General features: G+C 70.3%; 18 protein-coding genes. 12 read left to right on the top strand and 6 right to left on the bottom strand.

The features are described 5' to 3' along the window. The first annotated feature begins 139 nt into the window (after positions 1 to 139). Complete coding sequence (locus tag LTT66_RS27420) at positions 140 to 1,411, top strand: PucR family transcriptional regulator (RefSeq protein WP_233061368.1); 1,272 nt, start codon at positions 140 to 142, stop codon at positions 1,409 to 1,411. On the opposite strand, the gene LTT66_RS27425 is transcribed toward LTT66_RS27420, so the two are convergent. Next, the gene (locus LTT66_RS27425; protein WP_233061371.1) at positions 1,345 to 2,127 is read right to left on the bottom strand and encodes a histone deacetylase; all 783 of its coding nucleotides are present in this window, start codon (positions 2,125 to 2,127) and stop codon (positions 1,345 to 1,347) included. The two genes, LTT66_RS27420 and LTT66_RS27425, sit on opposite strands and share 67 nt — an antisense overlap. Positions 2,128 to 2,427: 300 nt before the next feature. Between LTT66_RS27425 and LTT66_RS27430 the strand changes: the two genes are divergently transcribed. Then, complete coding sequence (locus LTT66_RS27430) at positions 2,428 to 2,814, top strand: PPOX class F420-dependent oxidoreductase (RefSeq protein ID WP_233061373.1); 387 nt, start codon at positions 2,428 to 2,430, stop codon at positions 2,812 to 2,814. Here LTT66_RS27430 and LTT66_RS27435 read toward each other — a convergent pair. Continuing rightward, positions 2,811 to 3,074, bottom strand: coding sequence for a helix-turn-helix domain-containing protein (locus tag LTT66_RS27435; protein WP_043698765.1), 264 nt, complete (start codon positions 3,072 to 3,074; stop codon positions 2,811 to 2,813). The genes LTT66_RS27430 and LTT66_RS27435 overlap by 4 nt on opposite strands. Before the next feature lie 105 nt (positions 3,075 to 3,179). Between LTT66_RS27435 and map the strand changes: the two genes are divergently transcribed. Further along, the gene (map, locus tag LTT66_RS27440) at positions 3,180 to 3,944 is read left to right on the top strand and encodes a type I methionyl aminopeptidase (RefSeq protein ID WP_233061375.1); all 765 of its coding nucleotides are present in this window, start codon (positions 3,180 to 3,182) and stop codon (positions 3,942 to 3,944) included. A gap of 18 nt (positions 3,945 to 3,962) precedes the next feature. Here the strand turns inward: map and LTT66_RS27445 are convergent, their stop codons facing one another. Continuing rightward, positions 3,963 to 4,676, bottom strand: a complete 714-nt coding sequence (locus LTT66_RS27445; RefSeq protein ID WP_195099831.1) for a VOC family protein — start codon at positions 4,674 to 4,676, stop codon at positions 3,963 to 3,965. Between the two features lie 110 nt (positions 4,677 to 4,786). Here LTT66_RS27445 and LTT66_RS27450 point away from each other — a divergent pair, with 110 nt between their 5' ends. Continuing rightward, the gene (locus LTT66_RS27450) at positions 4,787 to 5,335 is read left to right on the top strand and encodes a PadR family transcriptional regulator (RefSeq protein WP_181723309.1); all 549 of its coding nucleotides are present in this window, start codon (positions 4,787 to 4,789) and stop codon (positions 5,333 to 5,335) included. A 79-nt stretch (positions 5,336 to 5,414) separates the two neighbouring features. Beyond that, positions 5,415 to 5,798 carry a PPOX class F420-dependent oxidoreductase gene (locus tag LTT66_RS27455; RefSeq protein WP_181723308.1) on the top strand — a complete coding sequence of 128 codons (384 nt, stop codon included), beginning with the start codon at positions 5,415 to 5,417 and terminating at the stop codon, positions 5,796 to 5,798. A 9-nt stretch (positions 5,799 to 5,807) separates the two neighbouring features. On the opposite strand, the gene LTT66_RS27460 is transcribed toward LTT66_RS27455, so the two are convergent. Together LTT66_RS27460 and LTT66_RS27465 are read right to left on the bottom strand one after the other, a co-directional pair. Further along, the gene (locus tag LTT66_RS27460) at positions 5,808 to 7,124 is read right to left on the bottom strand and encodes a metallopeptidase TldD-related protein (RefSeq protein ID WP_233069415.1); all 1,317 of its coding nucleotides are present in this window, start codon (positions 7,122 to 7,124) and stop codon (positions 5,808 to 5,810) included. 68 nt (positions 7,125 to 7,192) lie between these two features. Beyond that, on the bottom strand, positions 7,193 to 8,722 hold the full coding sequence (locus LTT66_RS27465; RefSeq protein WP_408638678.1) for a TldD/PmbA family protein: 1,530 nt from the start codon (positions 8,720 to 8,722) through the stop codon (positions 7,193 to 7,195). A 174-nt stretch (positions 8,723 to 8,896) separates the two neighbouring features. Here LTT66_RS27465 and LTT66_RS27470 point away from each other — a divergent pair, with 174 nt between their 5' ends. Continuing rightward, on the top strand, positions 8,897 to 9,544 hold the full coding sequence (locus LTT66_RS27470; protein WP_233061377.1) for a TetR/AcrR family transcriptional regulator: 648 nt from the start codon (positions 8,897 to 8,899) through the stop codon (positions 9,542 to 9,544). On the opposite strand, the gene LTT66_RS27475 is transcribed toward LTT66_RS27470, so the two are convergent. After that, positions 9,545 to 10,312 carry a TSUP family transporter gene (locus tag LTT66_RS27475; RefSeq protein ID WP_233061379.1) on the bottom strand — a complete coding sequence of 256 codons (768 nt, stop codon included), beginning with the start codon at positions 10,310 to 10,312 and terminating at the stop codon, positions 9,545 to 9,547. 118 nt (positions 10,313 to 10,430) lie between these two features. On the opposite strand from LTT66_RS27475, the gene LTT66_RS27480 reads away from it, so the two are divergent. The 6 genes from LTT66_RS27480 (at position 10,431) to lnt (ending at position 18,158) form a co-directional block, all read left to right on the top strand. Next, positions 10,431 to 11,603, top strand: coding sequence for a sensor histidine kinase (locus tag LTT66_RS27480; protein WP_233061381.1), 1,173 nt, complete (start codon positions 10,431 to 10,433; stop codon positions 11,601 to 11,603). 136 nt (positions 11,604 to 11,739) lie between these two features. After that, positions 11,740 to 12,399: a response regulator gene (locus LTT66_RS27485; protein WP_233061382.1), complete on the top strand. Its 660-nt coding sequence runs from the start codon at positions 11,740 to 11,742 to the stop codon at positions 12,397 to 12,399. A gap of 91 nt (positions 12,400 to 12,490) precedes the next feature. Then, a complete protein-coding gene (locus LTT66_RS27490) occupies positions 12,491 to 12,973 on the top strand; it encodes an FxsA family protein (RefSeq protein WP_233061385.1) in 483 nt (160 codons plus the stop codon). A gap of 57 nt (positions 12,974 to 13,030) precedes the next feature. Beyond that, positions 13,031 to 13,285: a hypothetical protein gene (locus LTT66_RS27495; protein ID WP_181723665.1), complete on the top strand. Its 255-nt coding sequence runs from the start codon at positions 13,031 to 13,033 to the stop codon at positions 13,283 to 13,285. A 40-nt stretch (positions 13,286 to 13,325) separates the two neighbouring features. Further along, positions 13,326 to 14,924: an amidohydrolase gene (locus LTT66_RS27500; RefSeq protein ID WP_233061387.1), complete on the top strand. Its 1,599-nt coding sequence runs from the start codon at positions 13,326 to 13,328 to the stop codon at positions 14,922 to 14,924. 1,551 nt (positions 14,925 to 16,475) lie between these two features. Continuing rightward, positions 16,476 to 18,158, top strand: a complete 1,683-nt coding sequence (gene lnt / locus LTT66_RS27505) for an apolipoprotein N-acyltransferase (protein WP_408638872.1) — start codon at positions 16,476 to 16,478, stop codon at positions 18,156 to 18,158. Positions 18,159 to 18,221 lie beyond the last annotated feature (63 nt).

Below are 18,221 nucleotides of genomic sequence, written 5' to 3' on the forward strand. Positions count from 1 at the left end.
CGCATACGACTTGTGAGGCTTCACAGCCGGGAGCCGTCCGCTTCGGGCGGTGTCCCCAACCCCGGGCTCGCCCCTCGGCACGTCGATCCGGTCAAGTTACCGTTGAGTACTTTCCGCGATCGGGGAGGGAAGGAGTCACATGTCCATCACCGATTCGGCAGGTCCGGATCTGACCCTGTCGGGCCGCCCGGCCAGTTCTTCACTGCGGGACGTGCGGAATCTGTCGCGCAAAATGGTCGGCCATTTCATCGAGACCGTCGCGCACTGCCGGACGCTACCCGGCGAGGCGCTCAACGGTGACATCACCAACATCACCCGCCTGTGTCTGGAACTGGCCGTCAGCATGCTCGACGGCAGTGACATCCCCGAGAAGACTCTGCTGCTGCGCAACGCCGCGGCGGGCTGGGCGCGGGAGGGCATCCCCATCGACACCATCCACCACGCCGTGCACGAGGGCTTCAAGCTCGGCTTCGACCTGATCGTCGCGAACGCGACCGCCGCGGACTTCGACAGTCTCAAGGACATCAGCCGCCGCCTGCTGGAGATCCTGGACACCATCACCTCGACCGTCTCGCGGGCGTACGTCACCGAGCTGCGTGCCGTGGTCGGCGAGCATCACACGGCTGCGCACACCCTTGCCTCGGCCCTGCTCGGCGGGCATCCCACCTTCACCATGGCGCGCGAATGCGGCATCCAGATCGCCGACTCGTACTCCGTTCTGGCGCTGGCGATCCCGCCCCACCCGGACGAGCGCAATCCGCAACTCGACGGTGCGGTGGTAGCGCGGCGAAAGTTGCGCCGGGTGCAATCCGAACTGGCGACCCGCTGTGGTGATGCGGTGCTGTCGCTGCTCAGCGTCGACGGCGGCACCGTCTTGCTGCCGTCGGCGTTGCCCGAGGACAAGGCACTCGACGAACTGGTCGAGGGTCTCGGCCGCGCGGCGCAGGTGCCGATCGCCGCGACGGTGATCGCCGCGACGCCGGTCGAGGTGCCGACGGCGGCCGATCGCGCGCACGAGTTGCTCGACATGGTGCAGCGGCTGCGCTGGACCCGTGGACTGTTCCGATTCGACGACCTGGCGCTGGAATACCAGCTCACCCGGCCGGGCCCCGGCCTGGAAACGCTTCGCACCCTGCTCGACCCGCTCGACGAGCACCCCGAACTCCTCGAAACGCTCAAACGTCACATCAGTACCAATCTGAACCGCCAGCGCACCGCGCGATCGCTGCACATCCACACCAACACCGTGGACTACCGGCTCAAGCGCATCGGACAGCTCACCGGATTCGACCCCGCCCAGGCGTCCGGGGTGTGGTATCTGCGCGCCGCGCTGGTGGCACGCAGCTACCGCGACTCCGAGGACGAAACGCCGGTCGGCAGGTGGGCCGGGGCGGGCGCGGTGTCCCCGTAGGTTCGCCGCGGCTGGCCGGCGCCGAGCAATGCGTGGACCGTCTCGGGGGTCCATCGACGGTCGGCGCCGGGACGGGTGGCGAGGTAGCCCGCGGTCGCCCGCAACGACCAGTCGTGTGCCGTGCGCAGGCCCGCCGCCAGATGCCGCAGGTAGGCGGCGGCGGGCGGATTACCGGGCACGTCGCGGTAGCGCCAGGGCGCGGTGAAGGTGAGCACGGGGTGCCCCTCGTGGGCGCCCGCGCAGACCAAGGTTTCGTACCGTCCCGGACCGAGCGTTGTCGCGCCTGTCTCGGTCACCTCGGTCAGATTCACCTCGGTGCCCGGGGCGCGGTACATCTCCTGCGCCACGATGTCGGAGAACTGCGCGGTCGTGAGCAGATGGGCGTGCACGGCGATCTCGCCCGGACAGCCCGGGTCGTAGAACGCCCGGCCGCCGGTCCAGGTCAGCGATTCGGTCGCGAAATACAGCACGCCGGACAGCCGGAGCGGGATCGAGCGGATCGGGTCGGCGGGGTCGCGGCAGCCGGGGAAGGTGAGCGTTCCGCCTTCCGGCCTGCCGCCACGAAGGTAGGTGCGCAGCCGGTCCAGGCTCATGTTCGAGCCGTACGCGGCGTACCAGACCAGGTCCGTGCGCCCGCGCAACTCGTGCCGGTCCGCGGCCGGATCAGCTCGGGGTGCCGCCGCAGCGACTGTGCCGTCGGGGTGCCACGCCGTCATGGCACCCATTGTCGGCCTTTTGAAGCCGCGCACACAGGCAGCGGTGAGCGAGGATCGGGCCGACAGAAATCGGCTCATGCGGGGCCCATTGCCCGAGTACGCCGAGGGTGGGCACTTCGCCGCGGCGGAGCAACCGGACCTGTTCCTGGCGGACGTGCGCAAGTTCTTCCGTGACTATCGCGGGTAGCGGCGGCGCGGGCGCGTCGCCGCTCGCGCGGCGCCCAGCTACGTTCGGAGGCGTAACAGCGAACCGTTCCCCAGTCGGATGTCCTCGCCGGTGCGCGGGCCTACCGTTCTCGAATGACGTGGAACGAGATGAGCCAGAGCAAGTTCGTCCTGCTGACCACCTTCAAGAAGGACGGGACGCCGGTGGGCACACCTGTGTGGGTGGCTCCCGACGGTGACCGGATCGTCGTCTGGACCAATCCGAAGAGCTGGAAGGTCAAGCGGATCCGCCGCAATCCGGAGGTCACGCTGCAGGTGTGCGACGGGCGCGGTCGCCCGGCCTCGGAGGAGGTCCTGCCGGGTAGTGCGCGCATCCTCGACGCGGACGGCACGCAGCGCGTGCGCGACGTGGTCGCGGACAAATACGGCGTCATCGGCAAACTCGCCATTCGCGGGCACAAGCTGTTGCGTGGCGCCGACGCGTCCGTCGGTATCGCGATCGCTCCGAAGTCGGCGCTCTAGGCCGATTCGGCCAATCCCGCGGACCGCCAGATATCCGCGAGATCATCGAGCGGGACCGAGAGCGCCTGGCCCAACGCGACCACGGTGCCGAAGGCGGGGGAGGGCAACCGGCCGGTCTCGATCTTGCGCAGCGTTTCCGGTGAGATCCCGGCCGCCAGGGCGACGTCGGCGAGTTCGCGGTCGGCGCGGGCGGCGCGCAGGGCGGCGCCGAGGCGGCGCCCTGCCTCGATCTGCGCGGGAGTCAACGGGAGGCGGACCATGCGCCCAGGCTACGGCCGGTATTTAAATACCGCAACCGACTCGATTGGTATTAAAATACCAACGCGGCTAACGTGGTATAAAAATACCGGCGCACTGGAGGATCGATGGTCGAGTTGAAGAGCCCCGCGGAGATCGCGCGGATGCGAGTGGCGGGGCGCTTCGTCGCCGGCGTGCTCGCCGAATTGCGCGAGCGCGCCCATGTGGGGGTGAACCTGCTCGAGCTGGAAGCTCACGTCCGGGAGCGCATCCGTGCGCGCGGCGCGCAGTCCTGCTACTGGGACTACGCGCCCTCGTTCGGGCGCGGGCCCTTCCGCAACACGGTCTGCCTCTCGGTGAACGACGCTGTACTGCACGGACTTCCGTTCGATTACGCGCTGTGTGACGGTGACGTGCTGAGTATGGACCTCGCGGTCGGAATCGACGGCTGGGTCGCGGATTCGGCGACCACGGTCGTGGTCGGCTCCGCCGCCGCCGAGGACGTACGGCTGGTGCGAGCCACCGAGGAGGCGCTGGCCGCGGCGATCGCGGTCGCGGTGCCGGGCAACCACATCGGCGACATCTCCGCCGCCATCGCCGCGGTGGCGCGCGCGTACGGCTACCCGGTGAACACCGAATTCGGCGGTCACGGCCTCGGCCGCACCATGCACGAGGACCCGCACGTGCCCAACAAGGGCCGCCCGGGGCGCGGCTATCGGCTGCGGCCCGGACTCACCATCGCGATCGAACCCTGGTTCGCGCGCAGCACCGACCGTATCGTCACCGATCCCGACGGCTGGACCATCCGCTCGGCGGACGGTTCACGCACGGCCCACTCCGAACACACCGTCGCGATCACGCCGGACGGGCCGCAGGTGCTGACCGCGGCGTGAAGTCCGCGCCGGGCGGCTCTATTCGGACAGCCAGGCGGTCAGGTCGTCGGAGGCGCGCAGCTCGTCGGCGACCGCCGCGCGTTCCCCGGCCGACAGCCGCATCGCGCGCAACTCGGCCCGGAACTGCTCGGCGCGGCCGGGGTTCTCGCTCGCGACGGCCAATTCGGCCAGCGCCGCGAGTGCCCTGGCCACGTCCAGTCGCGGCGCCTCGGCCCGGAACCGGCCCAGGCCGACCTCGAGCACGCGGAACGCGGCCTTGTCGTCGGTCTTGAAGTCGCGCAGGATGCGGGCGTTGTCCAGCACCTTGGCCAGACCGTCGAGCTCCTTGGATCCGCCGTATTCCACTTTCGGGGGTTCGTCGCGCTGGATGTAGATCACCTGGTTGCCCGCCGGATCGACGACGGTGAACCGGGACTGCCCCGGCCGGAAGCGGGTGATCCGGGGCAGGCCTTTCGCGGGGATCTTGCCGTAGCGGGCGCGCAGCGCCGCGGTGAAAGCCTGATGCCTGCTCGCGACGTCGTCGACCATGACCAGGCAGCCGGTGCGTTCGGCGGGTACGTCGCCATCCTTCGGCGCGGGCACGAAATGCAGGGCGCAGCCGTGGTCCTCCACGGCGCCGTAGACGTAGGGACGGATCTGTTCGTGGGTCACCGAGTAGCCCAGCGTCTTGTAGAAATCCAGCGTGCCGGCCAGATCTTCGGTCCAGAGCTGCGGCACCGCCGTGTCTGCCATGAAACCTCCAATTACCTGCGGTAGTCAATTTTGACTAGTCAAGGTTAGGGCGGTTCTTTCCCGGAAGTCAAACTTGACTACCATGCCATCCGGAGCGAAAGGAGTTCGCCATGTCCGTCGTGCGCCTGCTGGTGCTCGGGGTGATGCGCCTGCGCCAGCCCGTGCACGGCTATGCCGTGCGACAGGAGCTGTTGTCCTGGCGCGCGGAGACCTGGACCAACGTCAAACCCGGCTCGATCTACCACGCCCTGAAGCAACTGACGCGGGAAGGAAAGCTGAGCGCGTTCGGTACGCAGCACAGCGACCAGGGGCCGGGGCGCACCCTGTTCGAGCTGACCGAGGCCGGCGAGGCCGAGTTCCGCAGGCTCATGGACGAGGCCCTGGTCAGCATCGATATGGCGGAACTGGGCGCGGGCATCGCCTTCATGGACGCGTTGCCCCGCTCGCACGTCATCGCGAAGCTGCGCGAACAGCGCCGCCGCAGCGAGGAAATACGCACCGATCTGCTGGCGATGATCCCGAACTTCCCAGGGCGGTACGAGGCGCCGCACGCGACCGATCTGCTGGAGTTGTGGAGCGGCGTGTTCGAGAACCTGTCCACATGGACCGAGGGCGTGCTGGCGCGCCTGGAAGCGGGGGAATACCGCATGCCGGAGTAGGTCGGCGGCGAGCCGCCGTCGGCCTCGGTCGGCGAGCCGGCTCGCTTCGCCCCGCCGGGACCCGGGATACGCTGCCCGCATGACCAATTCGCTGGACGCCGTCTCAAAGGCCGACTATGTGCTGCTGACCACCTTCCGCAAGGATGGAACACCCGTCGGCACCGCGGTGTGGGCGGTCGCCGAGAACGGCAAACTGTACGTCTGGACTGTGACCGACAGCTGGAAGGTCAAGCGCCTGCGGCGCAATCCGGCGGTCACACTGCAGCCGTGCAGTGCGAGCGGTAAACCGCACGGTACGGCGATCGAGGGGACCGGACGGATTCTCGACGCCGAGGGCACGGAACGGGTGCGCAAGCTGCTGCGGCGCAAGTACTGGCTCACCGGTCCGCTGGTCATCCTCGGCAGCAACCTGCGGCGCGGCAAGGCCGGGACCATCGGCATCGAGATCACCCCGGCCGCCTGACTCCCGGCGTCAGGTCGCCTGGCTGACCGACGACATGTGGAAGTCGGGAATCCGCAGGGGCGGCATGGCGGTCCGGGTGAACCAGTCCTTCCATTCGCGCGGCAGCGTGAGCTCGGTCGCGCCGGCCTCGCTCACCCGGCGCAGCAGGTCCAGCGGGCTCTCGTTGAACCGGAAGTTGTTCACCGCGGCGGTGACCTCGCCGTTCTCCACGAGATACACCCCGTCCCTGGTGAGGCCGGTCAGCAGCAGCGTCGCCGGATCGACCTCCCGGATGTACCACAGCGTGGTCAGCAGCAAGCCGCGTTCGGTGCGGGCGATCATGTCGTCGATCGTGGCCTCCGAACCGCCGGTGAGCAGCAGGTTCTCCCCGGGAACCGTGGCGGGCGCGTCGAACTCCGCGGCCGTGGCGCGCGGATAGATCAGCGAGGAGATCACGCCCTCGCACAGCCAGTCGACGCGCTCGGCGGGCAGTCCGTTGTCGAACACCGACATCGATTCCGACGACGCGGTGGCCGCCACGAACGGGCGGTACTCCAGCCCGGGGGCATGCGGATCCGAGTAGAGCGTGAGCGGGATGTCGCTGAGGCGCTCACCGACCCTGGTCCCGCCCGCCCGTGCGAACGCCGTGTGGCCCTCCTGCGCGCCCCGGCCCTCCATCGACCAGGCCAGATAGATCATCAGGTCGGCGACGGTCGAGGGCGGCAGCAACGTTTCGTAGCGGCCCGCGGGCAGTTCGATCTTGCGCTTGGCCCAGTCCAGGCGCCGCGACAGGTCCGCGAGCAGGCCGGACACGTCGACGTCGGAGAAGTCGGCGGTGCCGACCCCGACCCACGCGCTGGCCAGATCGGTGCCCTCGCCGCGCTTGCCGTTGATCTCCACCGATCCGGTGGGTTGCACGAAGCGGCGGCGGATGCCGGTCGACGTGCCCAGCCACGTGGTGTGCATCTGATGGTGGGCGAAACCGTAGAGGCGGTCGGCGCTGTCGAACCCGGCGGCCAAGCCGTCGGCGAGATCGGTGAACACCTCGATACCGGTGCCGACCGCGGGAGCGGCCCAGTCGTCATCGATCGCGTCCGGCTCGAGCAGCGGCATCGCGTCTCGTGCGGGCTCGGCGCCGCGTGCCGCCGCTTCGCTCGCGCGCACGACCGCCTCGATGTCGTCTGGGTCGACGCTGGTCGAGGCGATCGTGCCGACGCGGGCGAGGGCGGGTCCCTCGCGGAACACCGAGATCACCGCCCAATTCCGCGACACCGACGAGCCGTTGGTGGTCATGGAGTTCCCGGCCCAGCGCAGCGACGCCTCGTGCTCGTCGCGGACGATCACCATCGCCTCGTCGGCGCGGGACAGCGCCAGCGCCCGCTCCACGGTCGCGCTCGCGGGAAACAGATCGTCGCTCACTGGCCGGCCTCCGTCCGGGTGTTCAGAATGTTGACGCCGCGCACCAAGATCGACGGGCAGCCGTGGCTGACCGCCGCCACTTGGCCGGGCTGCGCCTTGCCGCAGTTGAACGCGCCCCCGAGCTGCCAGGTCGACGGCCCGCCGACCGCTTCCATCGCACCCCAGAAGTCGGTGGTGGTGGCCTGGTAGGCGACATCGCGCAACTGGCCGTCCAGCTTGCCGCCGCGGATGCGGAAGAACCGCTGGCCGGTGAACTGGAAGTTGTAGCGCTGCATGTCGATCGACCACGACTTGTCGCCGACGATGTAGATCCCGTCGTCCACTCGCGAGATCAGCTCCTCGGTGCTGGTGTCGCGGTCCGGATCGGGTTGCAGCGAGACGTTGGCCATCCGCTGGATCGGCACGTGATGCGCCGAGTCCGCGTACGAGCAACCGTTGGACCGCTGCAGACCCAGGCGCGGCGCGAAGACCCGGTCCAGCTGATAGCCGACCAGGACGCCGTCGCGAACCAGGTCCCAGCGCTGCCCGGCCACGCCCTCGTCGTCGTAACCGACGCTGGCCAGCCCGTGCGCTTCGGTGCGGTCGCCGGTCACGTGCATGATCGGGGTGCCGTAGCGCAACGTGCCGAGCTTGTCCGGCGTCGCGAAAGATGTGCCCGCGTAAGCGGATTCGTAACCGATGGCCCGGTCGTACTCGGTGGCGTGACCGATCGATTCGTGGATGGTCAGCCACAGGTTGCTCGGGTCGATGACGAGGTCGGTCGGCCCGGCCTGCACGCTGGGGGCTTTCACCTTCTCGGCCAGCCACTCCGGGATCCGCGCGAGTTCGCCGTTCCAGTCCCATACGCCGTCGGCGCCGGTCACGTACTCCCAGCCGCGGCCGACGGGCGGGGCCAGCGTGCGCATGGTCTCGAACACCCCCGCCGAGGTGTCCACCGTGACCGCCTCGAGGCTCGGGTGCAGCCGCACCCGCTGCTGGGTGATCGAGGACCCCGCGGTGTCGGCGTAGAAAGTCTGCTCTTTGACTTGCAGCACGCTCGCGGTGACGTGGTCGACTCCGTCGGCGTGCGACAGCCGCTCCGAATAGTCCTGCAGCAGCGCGACCTTCTCACCGGTCGGCACGGTGAACGGGTCGAGGTCGTAGGCCGAGACCCAGCGCGCGTCGGCGTAGCGCGGCTCGTCGGCCAGTTCGACGCGTTCCCGGTTGAGCGCGCGCAGCGTGGTCGCGACGGTGACCGCGGTGCGCGCCACCTCGGCGGCGGTATCGGGGGTGAGCGCGGCGTGTGACGCGAAACCCCAGGTGCCGTCCACGATCACGCGCACGGCGAAGCCCAGTTCGGTGCTGTCGGTGACGGCCTCGACCCGGCCGTCGCGCAACCGGATCGATTGGGTGACCAGGCGGTGCACTCGCAGGTCGGCGTGCTCGGCGCCGGCCGCCGTGGCCGCGGCGAGGGCGGCGTCGGCGAGCGCGGCCAGTGGCAGACCGAGGAACTCGGCGTCCACGTCTCTGGATGTCGCGATGCTCACCCGCACCAACCTAGTCGGTGCCGCCGCGCGCGCGTGCCCGCGCGGTGATCCCACGCCCTGGAAAAGTGCGTCGCGTGCGGGTTTGCGCGGAATGTGCCGGTGGCGTAGAGCGAACGGCGCGCGCGACACTCGGGCTTCCGGCGTGTTGCTCGCCGGATGCCGTACTGTGCCCGCGTGCCGCCATCCCCCCTTCGTGACCGCAAACGCGAACGTACCCGCCGGGCCATCCTCGAGGCCGCAGCCGAGCTGTTCGAGACCAGAGGCTACGAGGAGACCACGGTGGCCGACATCGCCGCCGCGGCGGACGTCGGCACACGCACGTTCTTCAACTATTTCGCCAGCAAGGAAGAGCTGCTCTTCCCGGAGTCCGACGAGCGGGTGCGCGCCGCGGTGGCGGCGATCGCCAGCAGGCGCCCCGGGGAACGCCCAGTGGAGGTCCTGCTGCGGGCCTTGCGCGCGGCGGGCGACAACCCCGGTGAGCACCTCGTGGACGATCTCCATGCCCGGATCGGTGCGCTGCGCGCCCAGGTGTCGCGCACTGTGCCCGCGGTGAGCGGGCGCGCCGCGCATGCCCAGCTGGTCACCCAGCGCGAGATCGCCAGGCAGTTGCACAAGGCGTTCCCGGCCGAACTCGACGAGGTCGGCGCCGCCGCACTGGTCGGTGCGGTCGTCGGTGCGGTGTCGGGTGCGTTGACGGTGCTGTTCCAGCAACCGGTGGCCTGCGTCGAGGACGGCGAGCGGCTGCACCGCAAGATTCACGAGACCACCTCGCGGGTGCTCGAACCCTGGCTGGCCATCCATCACGCCGAACCGGTGGGCTGATCAGCCGAACTGCTGCCAGCCCAACCGGATCACCATCCCGATCACCACCACCAGCAGCACGATGCGCACGAACTCGGCGCCCTTCCGCAATGCCATGCGCGCGCCGATCACGGCGCCGAGCACGTTCGCCACGGCCATCCCCGCACCGAGCGCCCAGAGGATGTGCCCGGTCGCGCCGAAGAAGAGCAGAGCGCCGAGATTCGAGCCGCAGTTGATCACCTTGGCCATGGCGGCGGCCCGCACGAACTCGGTGCCGAGCAGGGTCGCGAAGGTGATGATCAGGAACGTTCCGGTGCCGGGCCCGAGCAGGCCGTCGTAGAAGCCGATCAGCCCCGCCGCCAGCGCCACCGTGAGGACGACCTTGCGCCTGGTGGGCGGATGGGTGGCCAAGGTGACGCCGATCGACGGCCGCAGCGTGACGACCACCGCCACGCCGACCAGCACCACCATCACGATCGGAACGAACAACTCGCGGTCGATCAGCGAGACCGCGGCGGCGCCCACCGCGGCCGCCGTCGCGGCGATCGCCGCCGCGGGCAGCAGGACCCGCCAGCGCATCGGCACCTTGCGCGCGAACGTCAGCACCGAGGCGCTCGTCCCGGCGACCGCGGCGAGCTTGTTGGTGCCCAGCGCGGTCTGCGGCGCGATGCCGGGGGCCACCACGAACAGCGTCGGCAGGACGATCAGCCCGCCGCCGCCCACCACCGCGTCCACCCACCCGGCGGCCATCGCCGCCGTCAACAGAACCGCCCAGTCTCCGATCTCCACCCCGCCAGACAACCAGACCCCGGATCCGGAGCTCGCCGGGCGCCCGCGCGGCGGTCGGCGGCGGACGGACTCCGCCGGGTCGGCGTGCCCGCGTGCCGGGCGCACCTAGGCTGATCCGGTGCGTCGTTTCAGTCTGTGGCTCCGGGGCAAGCCCGTCGTGGCCGATTCGGTGCTGGCGGCGATTCTCCTGCTGCTGGAGATCGTCGGGGTGGCCAACGCGCACAACAAGCTCGCCTACCTGGCCATCGGAGTGCTGCTTCCGCTGCCGGTCGTGCTGCGACGGGTGTACCCGCGAGCCATGGCGGCCGCCACCTTGGCCCTGTCGCTGACGACGTCGCTGGTGGGCTTCCTGGCCGAGGACGACGCCGAGCACATCGCGCTGCTGTCCCACGGCATCATGCTGTACACGCTGGTCGCCTACGTGGGGCGGCGGGAGGGGCTGTGGTACGGCCTGGGCCTGGCGGTGGATCTCGCGCTCGCGATCGTGGCGATCGGCAAACCCTCCGGCCCCGACATCGTGTTCACCGCCATGTTCTACGCCCTGTGCTGGACGCTCGCGGAGTTCATCGGCGCGCGGCATGCCTATGACGCCGAGGTCGCGGCCCGTCTCGCGGTCGCCGACTACGACAAGGACCGCCGCGCGCACGACGCCGTCGCGGCTGAACGCACCCGCATCGCGCGCGAACTGCACGATGTGGTCGCGCACGCGGTGAGCGTGATCATCGTGCAGGCCGACGGCGCGAAGTACGCGTTGCGCCGCGACCCGGACGCGGCCGAACAGGCGCTCACCACGATCGCGAGCACCGGCCGTGAAGCGCTGCGTGAACTGCGCAGAACCGTGGCCCTGCTGCGCACCGAGCACGCTCCGGACCAGTTGCCCCAGCACGGCACCGCGGGTATCGCCAAGCTCGTGGAGATGATGCGCGGCACCGGTCTGGCGGTGGAACTCGAGCTGACCGGTGAACTCGACGACATCGCGCCCGAGGTGAGTCTCGGTGTGCATCGCATCGTGCAGGAATCGCTGACCAACACGTTGCGGCATGCCGGACCGCACCCCAAGGCGTGGGTCCGGGTGCGCCGCACCGAAGCCGACGTGCTGATCGACGTCACGGATACCGGCGGGGTACCGCTGCCCGAACCGGAAACGCGGATCCAGGGCAGCGGGCTCGGCTTGGTCGGGATGCGCGAACGGGTCGCTGTGCTGGGCGGCAGTCTCGACGCGGGCCGCGCCGCCGACGGAGCCTGGCGGGTGCACGCGAGCATTCCGCTGCAACCCGGTCCGGCGGAGTGAGCCGGGTCACCGGCCGCTCGAATGGTGCGAAGAACCCTGCACCACAGCAGGATTCGGCCCGAATGGGCCACGGAGACCGGGCCCGTCGCACCGCGGGTCACCCGGCGGGCGGGAGGGGTCACGTTACATTGGAATCGTGCCGATCACCGTTCTCGTCGTTGATGACCAAGAACTCATGCGTATGGGGTTGAAGATGGTGCTCGGCGCGCACCCCGACATCGAAGTGATCGGCGAGGCGGCCAACGGCGCCGCCGCGGTCGCCCGAGCGGCGGAACTGCGACCGGACGTCGTGCTGATGGACGTGCGGATGCCCGTCGTGGACGGAGTCGTCGCCACCACCCGCATCGTGGAGGCCGGACACGGCAGCCGCGTCCTCGTCATGACGACCTTCGATCTCGACGAGCACGCACTCGGCGCGCTGCGCGCGGGGGCCAGCGGATTCCTGTTGAAGGACACCCCGCCGGAAGATCTCGTCTCGGCCATTCGCAGCGTCGCCGCCGGTGACGCCGTGGTGTCGCCGAAGGTCACCAAACGTCTGCTGGACCGGCTCATCGCGGAGAATCCGGCGCGTACCCGCGACCCGCGTGCGCTCGACGTGCTCACCGCCCGCGAGCGTGAAGTGCTCGAGCAGATCGCGGCCGGGCGTTCCAACGCCGAGATCGCCGAGCAGTTGTACCTGTCCGAGGCCACGGTCAAGACGCACGTGGGCCGGGTGCTCACCAAACTCGGTCTGCGCGACCGGGTTCAGGCCGTGGTACTGGCCTACGAGACCGGGCTGGTGCGGCCCGGCGGCTGACACCGGCGGATCTCAGCGACTTATCAGACGGGCCGGGGAGCAAAACGTCTGTCCGGGACGTTGAACGGGTAGATCGTCCGAAAGGATCGCCATGCCCGCCCTGTTGTTCGTGCTGTACGTCGTCGTCGAAGTCGCCGCACTGGTCGCGGTCGGTCAACTGATCGGCGTGCTGCCGACCGTTCTGGTGCTGATCGCCGGGTCGGCCGCGGGCATGCTGCTGGTCGGCGCGCAGGGACGGCGGGTGTTCGAGCAGTTCCGCCGGGCCGCCCGCGGCGAAGTGGCGCCCGGCACCGCCGTGGCCGACGGCGCCCTGGTCGCGGCGGGTGGGGTGCTGATGTTCGTGCCCGGCCTGGTCACCTCGCTGTTCGGCCTGCTTCTGCTGCTGCCTCCGACGCGCTCGCTGCTGCGTCCGCTGGTCACGGCGTTCGCGGCGCGGCGCTTCCGCAGGCTCGCCGCCGCCGCGCCCTACCGCGGCGTGGTCGTCGACGCGGGTTCGGTGGTGGACGGCGTCGTCGTGGGGCAATGGTACGACGACGGTCAAGGCACCGCGCGCCGCGCGATCACTCCGTCCTGAGCGTGAACTCGGCGGTACCCGGTTCCGCGCGGCGGCGCGAAGGGCTATCGTGACGCGATGGCCACCGAGCAACTCACCGTCACGGTGAGCGAGGAGCTGGCTGCCGCGGTGAAACGCGCGGCGGCCAGTGCGGGACAGTCGATTTCCGGATTCACCGCCGCGGCGCTGCGGCTGGAGCTGATCGCCGTGGAGGCGGGCTGCCTGCCCGCGGCGTCCGGCGGCACCGGTGGCGCGCCACCGGAGTACGCGGAGGTGATGGCGGTGCTGGCGCAGCCGGAGGATCTGGCGCGCCACCGGAGTCTGCACGGCTGACCGAAACCGCCGCACCGGGCATACGGCAGACTGATGCCCCGTGAGTACCCAGTTGCTGATCGGCGGTCGTTTCTACAGTGCCAGTTCACCCGACGCCACGGCGATGGCGGTGAGCGACGGGACCATCGTCTGGCTGGGCGCCGAGCAACCCGGTCGTGCGCTGCACCCGGACGCCGAGGTCATCGACCTCGACGGCGCCTTCGTCGCGCCCGCGTTCGTCGACCCGCACGTGCACGTCACGGCGCTGGGCCTGAAGCTGACCGGGCTCGACCTGTCGGCCGCGCGGTCGCTCGCGCACTGCCTGCGGCTGCTGCTCGAGTTCGCCGAGGCGCACCCGGACGGCGCCGTTCTGGGCGACGGCTGGGACGAGACCACCTGGCCGGAGGGGCGGCCACCCACCGTCGCGGAGATCGACGCGGCGGCGGGTGCCGGTCGGCGCGTCTACCTGTCGCGGGTGGACGCGCACTCCGCGGTGGTGTCCTCGGCGCTGCTGGACACGCTGCCCGAGCTGGCCGCGACCGACGGATTCACCCGTGGCGAACCGGTGCGTGCCGCCGCCCACCATCTGGTGCGCACCGCCGCGCTCGCCGATCTGTCCCGCGCACAACGGGATAGCGCGCGCGCCGCGGCACTTGACCATGCCGCCGCGCGCGGTGTCGTCGCGGTCCACGAATGCGCGGGCCCGGAGATCGCCGGCCGCAACGACGTTCGCGAACTGCTCGAGTTCGAACACGGCGTCGAGGTCAGGGCCTATTGGGGCGAGGCGGTGCGCAGCGCCGAACAGGCCCGCGCCCTGATCGAAGAACTCGGCGTACATGCCCTCGGCGGCGACCTGTTCGTGGACGGGTCCTTCGGTTCGCACACCGCATGGTTGCGCACGCCCTATGCCGACGAGACCGGTTGCGGTCGAAGCTATCTCGACGCCGATGCGATCACCGACCACGTCCGTGCCTGCACCGTCGCCGGTATCCAGGCCGGATTCCACGTGATCGGCGACGCCGCCATGGACGCGGTCGTCGCCGGTGTCGAACGGGTGGCCGCCGAACTCGGCGGCCCCGCGGTCGCGGCGCTCGGGCACCGGGTCGAACACGCCGAGCTGATCGACGGTGAGCACATCGCGCAACTCGCGCGCTGGGGTGTGATCGCCAGTGTGCAACCGGGATTCGACGCGGCGTGGGGCGGACCGGACGGCATGTACGCCGCGCGCCTCGGCGCCGAGCGCGCCGCCGCGCTGAATCCGTTCGCCGCCATGGCTTCCGCGGGCGTCGCCTTGGCGATCGGTTCCGACGCTCCGGTCACCGCGCTGGATCCCTGGGCGGCGGTGCGGGCGGCGGCCAACCATCGCACGCCAGGACACGGTTTGTCCCCCCGCGCGGCCTTCGCCGCGGCCACCCGGGGCGCATGGCGTGCGGGCGGAGTCCGCGACGGGATGGCGGGCACCCTCGTGCCCGGCGCCCCCGCGTCCTATGCGATCTGGGACGCGGCCGAACTCGTCGTCGCCGCGGCCGCCGACTCGGTGCAGCGCTGGTCCACCGACCCGCGGTCGCGGGTACCCGGACTGCCCGCGCTGGGACCGGATGCGCCGCTGCCAACCTGCCTGCGCACCGTGCACCGGGGAGCGACGATCTATGCGAAGTGAGCGAGCGCTCGCCGGGCCGAGCGCGGCTCGCGACCGTCTCGTGCCCGGCATTCGGGTGCGCCGGGACATGCGTGATCGGCTCGCCGCGTGCTTGCCAGCGGCCCGACGCCGTCCGAGCTCGGGTCGCCACTCCAGCCGGGGTACGGGGAGTTCTCATGACGGGCTGCTCTCGGCCGCCGACCTTCCGCAGCGCCGTTCGATGCTCGGATATCGGATCGTGTCCGGGCGGATCGCGACCGGCTGGTTACCTGCCACCGCGCGTCCATGGGCCCGACCGGACCCCGCCACAGACCCCGGGCGCCCGGACTCGCGTGGGCCGAATGGGTGCTCGCCCACGGCCGAGGCTCGTTCTGCTGGGAGTCGCGGGGCGGCCGGACGACGGGAATCGAGCCTCCCTCCGACGATGGCCAGACGATCGAACTCGGGGGCGCAAGCGCTTGTGGGCGGCAACCGGCGCACTCGGGGTCTGCGCGACGGCGCACGTCTTCCGCGGGCGGTAACCAGGTTTCTCAGGTGTGATCGCGGGGCAGCTAGGTGCGAGCGCGGGGCGCCGACGGGTGCGTCGGCAGCGGGGGAGCCCAGGATGTGCCGTCTGTCCGTTGCGACGAAATCGTCGTGCGGCCGGACTCGCACGGTCTGGTGGCGCGCCAACGCGGAGGGGCATCCGGCCCCCGGATCATCGATATCGCGGCCGAGACGTCACGCCCGAAGGCGGACTTCCGCGCCGGTCCGAACGACTGCCGTAGAGAGGATTACGGTACGGCGGCGCACGGCGTGCGGCCGGCGGACGCCGTGCGATTCGCTCCCCGCCGCCCCACGGAACTCGGCCTGCCGAATGTCCGCCGAGGCGTGGCACCGTACGACCGCGAGTGGCGAAGTGGCACTGCGTGCCAGTGTGGAAGAGCCGGGCAGCGGCGGCGGATGCGCGGCCGATCGGCTGACGTTGCCGCCGTGGCGAATGCCTGCTGAGCACCGAATCACGGCGCCGCGGCAGTGCGATGCCGATCGGGTAACGGCGGGACTATTCCGTGCTGCCTGCTGGCATCCACTGTGGTGTGCGTCCGTCGCGTGCTGGGCGGAGCGGCAGCATTTTGCGGCCGGGCGGTTGGATCGCCCAGCGCGGTCGCGGGGCACCGGTTCGCTGATTGCGGCCGCGCGGTGCCGGTTTGCCCGGCGGAGGCCGGGCGCGGAGCCGAGATCGTGCAGGCGGCAGTTAACGATCCGATGGCGAGCGGCGATGAACGAGTGGACACCGGATGACTCGTTCACGGCAGAGGCGCGCGGTCTTCTGTGCCGCGCCTTCGCCGAGCCGGTCGTGCGGCGTGAACTCGCCACTCGGTCGATGCGGTTCGACCGGTGCGCCGAGGCTTCCGCGCGCATGCGGGCTTTGGCGGCCTTGATGTTCCATGTGACGAACGTCATCGCACCGAGCGCGAGGTACGTCGAGTGGCGGACCCGCGCTCGCTCGCGTCCGATGCCTGCGTCGGGTCGATCGGCGCGGTCAGGGGCCGACTGGCGGTGGCCGGTCCGATGGCGGACAGTGGCCGAGTGATGGTGCGAGAGCGGGTGCGCGAGGTGATGCGGCAGGTGTCCGCGGCGGTCCGCGGCCATCCCGTGGCGGCGCGTGCGGCGTCTGCGATCTGCGCGGGCCTGCTGCTGTTCGGCAGCTTTCCGCCTCGGCCGTGGTGGTTTCTCGCGCCGCTGGGCGTTGCGGCGCTGACCCTCACCGTACGCGGTGACGGTCGTCTGCGGGCGGGCTTCGGATACGGATTCCTGGCCGGGCTGGCATTTTTCGTCCCGCTGCTGCCGTGGACCGGCATCTATGTCGGGCCGGCGCCGTGGCTGGCGCTGTCCACCGCCTGTGCGCTGCACCTGGGCCTGTTCGGCCTGCTCGCCCGGCTCCTCGGCGCGCTGCCCGGCTGGCCGCTGTGGGTGGCCTCGGCCTGGACCGCGGCCGAGTGGGGCAGGTCCAGCTTCCCGTTCGGTGGATTTCCCTGGGGCCGTTTGGCCTTCGGTCAAGCAGACGGCTGGTTCTTGTCGCTGGCGGCGGTGGGCGGCGCCCCGCTGGTCGGGTTCGCCGTCGCGCTCACCGGAACCGGAGCGGCGGCGTTGGCCTGCCTGCTGTGGTCTTCTCGCGCCCCCGGTGACGGGCCTCGAACCGCCGATCCCGAGGCGGGCAGTCCCGGACCGGCCGCTGCGAGCGGGCGCACCCCCGTGACCCGACTCGGGTACGCCGCTGTGGCTTTCACCCTGCTCGTCATGCCGCTCGCCGGTCTGCTGCTCCGGTCCGCGCTACCAGATCCGGACAAAGGCGACAGAACGGTCACGGTCGCGGCGATCCAGGGCAGCGTGCCGCGTCTCGGGCTGGATTTCAACGCGCAGCGACGGGCCGTGCTGGACAACCACGTCCGGCGCACCGAAGAACTGGCCGCCGAGGTGGCCGCAGGCCGCGCGCCGCGCCCCGATGTGGTGATCTGGCCGGAGAACTCTTCGGACATCGACCCGTTGCGCAACGCCGACGCCGCCGCCCTGATCACCGCGGCCTCCGAGCGGATCGGCGCGCCCATCCTGGTCGGCGCGGTGCTGATCAACTCGGATCGCACCACGACCAACTCGGTGATGGTGTGGAACGGCGCCGCGGGCCCCGGTGAACGGCACGACAAGAAGATCATCCAGCCGTTCGGCGAATATCTGCCGATGCGGAGTTTCTTCCGGCTTTTCTCCGAATACGCCGATCGTGCGGGGTATTTCGTGCCGGGGAATGGTGACGGTGTGGTACGGGCAGCGGGTATCGACATCGGTGTCGCAACGTGCTATGAAGTGGCCTTCGACCGGTCGTTCGAAGACGCGATGCGAGCCGGTGCCCAACTGCTCACGGTACCGACGAACAACGCGACCTTCGGCGACAGCGAGATGACCTATCAGCAGCTGGCCATGTCCCGCATCCGTGCCGTCGAGCACGGCAGAGCGCTGGTTGTCGCGGCCACGTCGGGTGTCAGCGCCATTATCGCCGCCGACGGCAGCGTGCGGCAGGAAACCGCGTTATTCGTCCCAGCCGCTCTGGTCGCGGAGCTTCCGCTGCGCGACGACACCACTCTCGCAACACGAATAGGCCCTGCGCCGGAGCGGATTTTCGTTATTCTGACGGCGGCCGCCGCGCTGGTCGCGGTCATCCGGCGACGATCGGCGCGCACGGACGCGCGAACCGGCCGTCGAGCCGTCGGCGGCCGATAGCTGCCGAATCTCGATAAACGAACATTCGGTATGTTCTTGCCCCCTCCGCCCCGAAAGTAAAGG

The organism is Nocardia gipuzkoensis (assembly GCF_021183645.1).
GTDB classification, from domain to species: domain Bacteria; phylum Actinomycetota; class Actinomycetes; order Mycobacteriales; family Mycobacteriaceae; genus Nocardia; species Nocardia abscessus.

Excerpts from the sequence above, each read along its gene's own strand:
- LTT66_RS27420 (WP_233061368.1), top strand. The coding sequence starts at position 140 with ATGTCCATCACCGATTCGGCAGGTCCGGATCTGACCCTGTCGGGCCGC.
- LTT66_RS27425 (WP_233061371.1), bottom strand. The coding sequence starts at position 2,127 with ATGACGGCGTGGCACCCCGACGGCACAGTCGCTGCGGCGGCACCCCGA.
- LTT66_RS27430 (WP_233061373.1), top strand. The coding sequence starts at position 2,428 with ATGACGTGGAACGAGATGAGCCAGAGCAAGTTCGTCCTGCTGACCACC.
- LTT66_RS27435 (WP_043698765.1), bottom strand. The coding sequence starts at position 3,074 with ATGGTCCGCCTCCCGTTGACTCCCGCGCAGATCGAGGCAGGGCGCCGC.
- map (WP_233061375.1), top strand. The coding sequence starts at position 3,180 with ATGGTCGAGTTGAAGAGCCCCGCGGAGATCGCGCGGATGCGAGTGGCG.
- LTT66_RS27445 (WP_195099831.1), bottom strand. The coding sequence starts at position 4,676 with ATGGCAGACACGGCGGTGCCGCAGCTCTGGACCGAAGATCTGGCCGGC.
- LTT66_RS27450 (WP_181723309.1), top strand. The coding sequence starts at position 4,787 with ATGTCCGTCGTGCGCCTGCTGGTGCTCGGGGTGATGCGCCTGCGCCAG.
- LTT66_RS27455 (WP_181723308.1), top strand. The coding sequence starts at position 5,415 with ATGACCAATTCGCTGGACGCCGTCTCAAAGGCCGACTATGTGCTGCTG.
- LTT66_RS27460 (WP_233069415.1), bottom strand. The coding sequence starts at position 7,124 with ATGGTGATCGTCCGCGACGAGCACGAGGCGTCGCTGCGCTGGGCCGGG.
- LTT66_RS27490 (WP_233061385.1), top strand. The coding sequence starts at position 12,491 with ATGCCCGCCCTGTTGTTCGTGCTGTACGTCGTCGTCGAAGTCGCCGCA.
- LTT66_RS27495 (WP_181723665.1), top strand. The coding sequence starts at position 13,031 with ATGGCCACCGAGCAACTCACCGTCACGGTGAGCGAGGAGCTGGCTGCC.
- lnt (WP_408638872.1), top strand. The coding sequence starts at position 16,476 with ATGGTGCGAGAGCGGGTGCGCGAGGTGATGCGGCAGGTGTCCGCGGCG.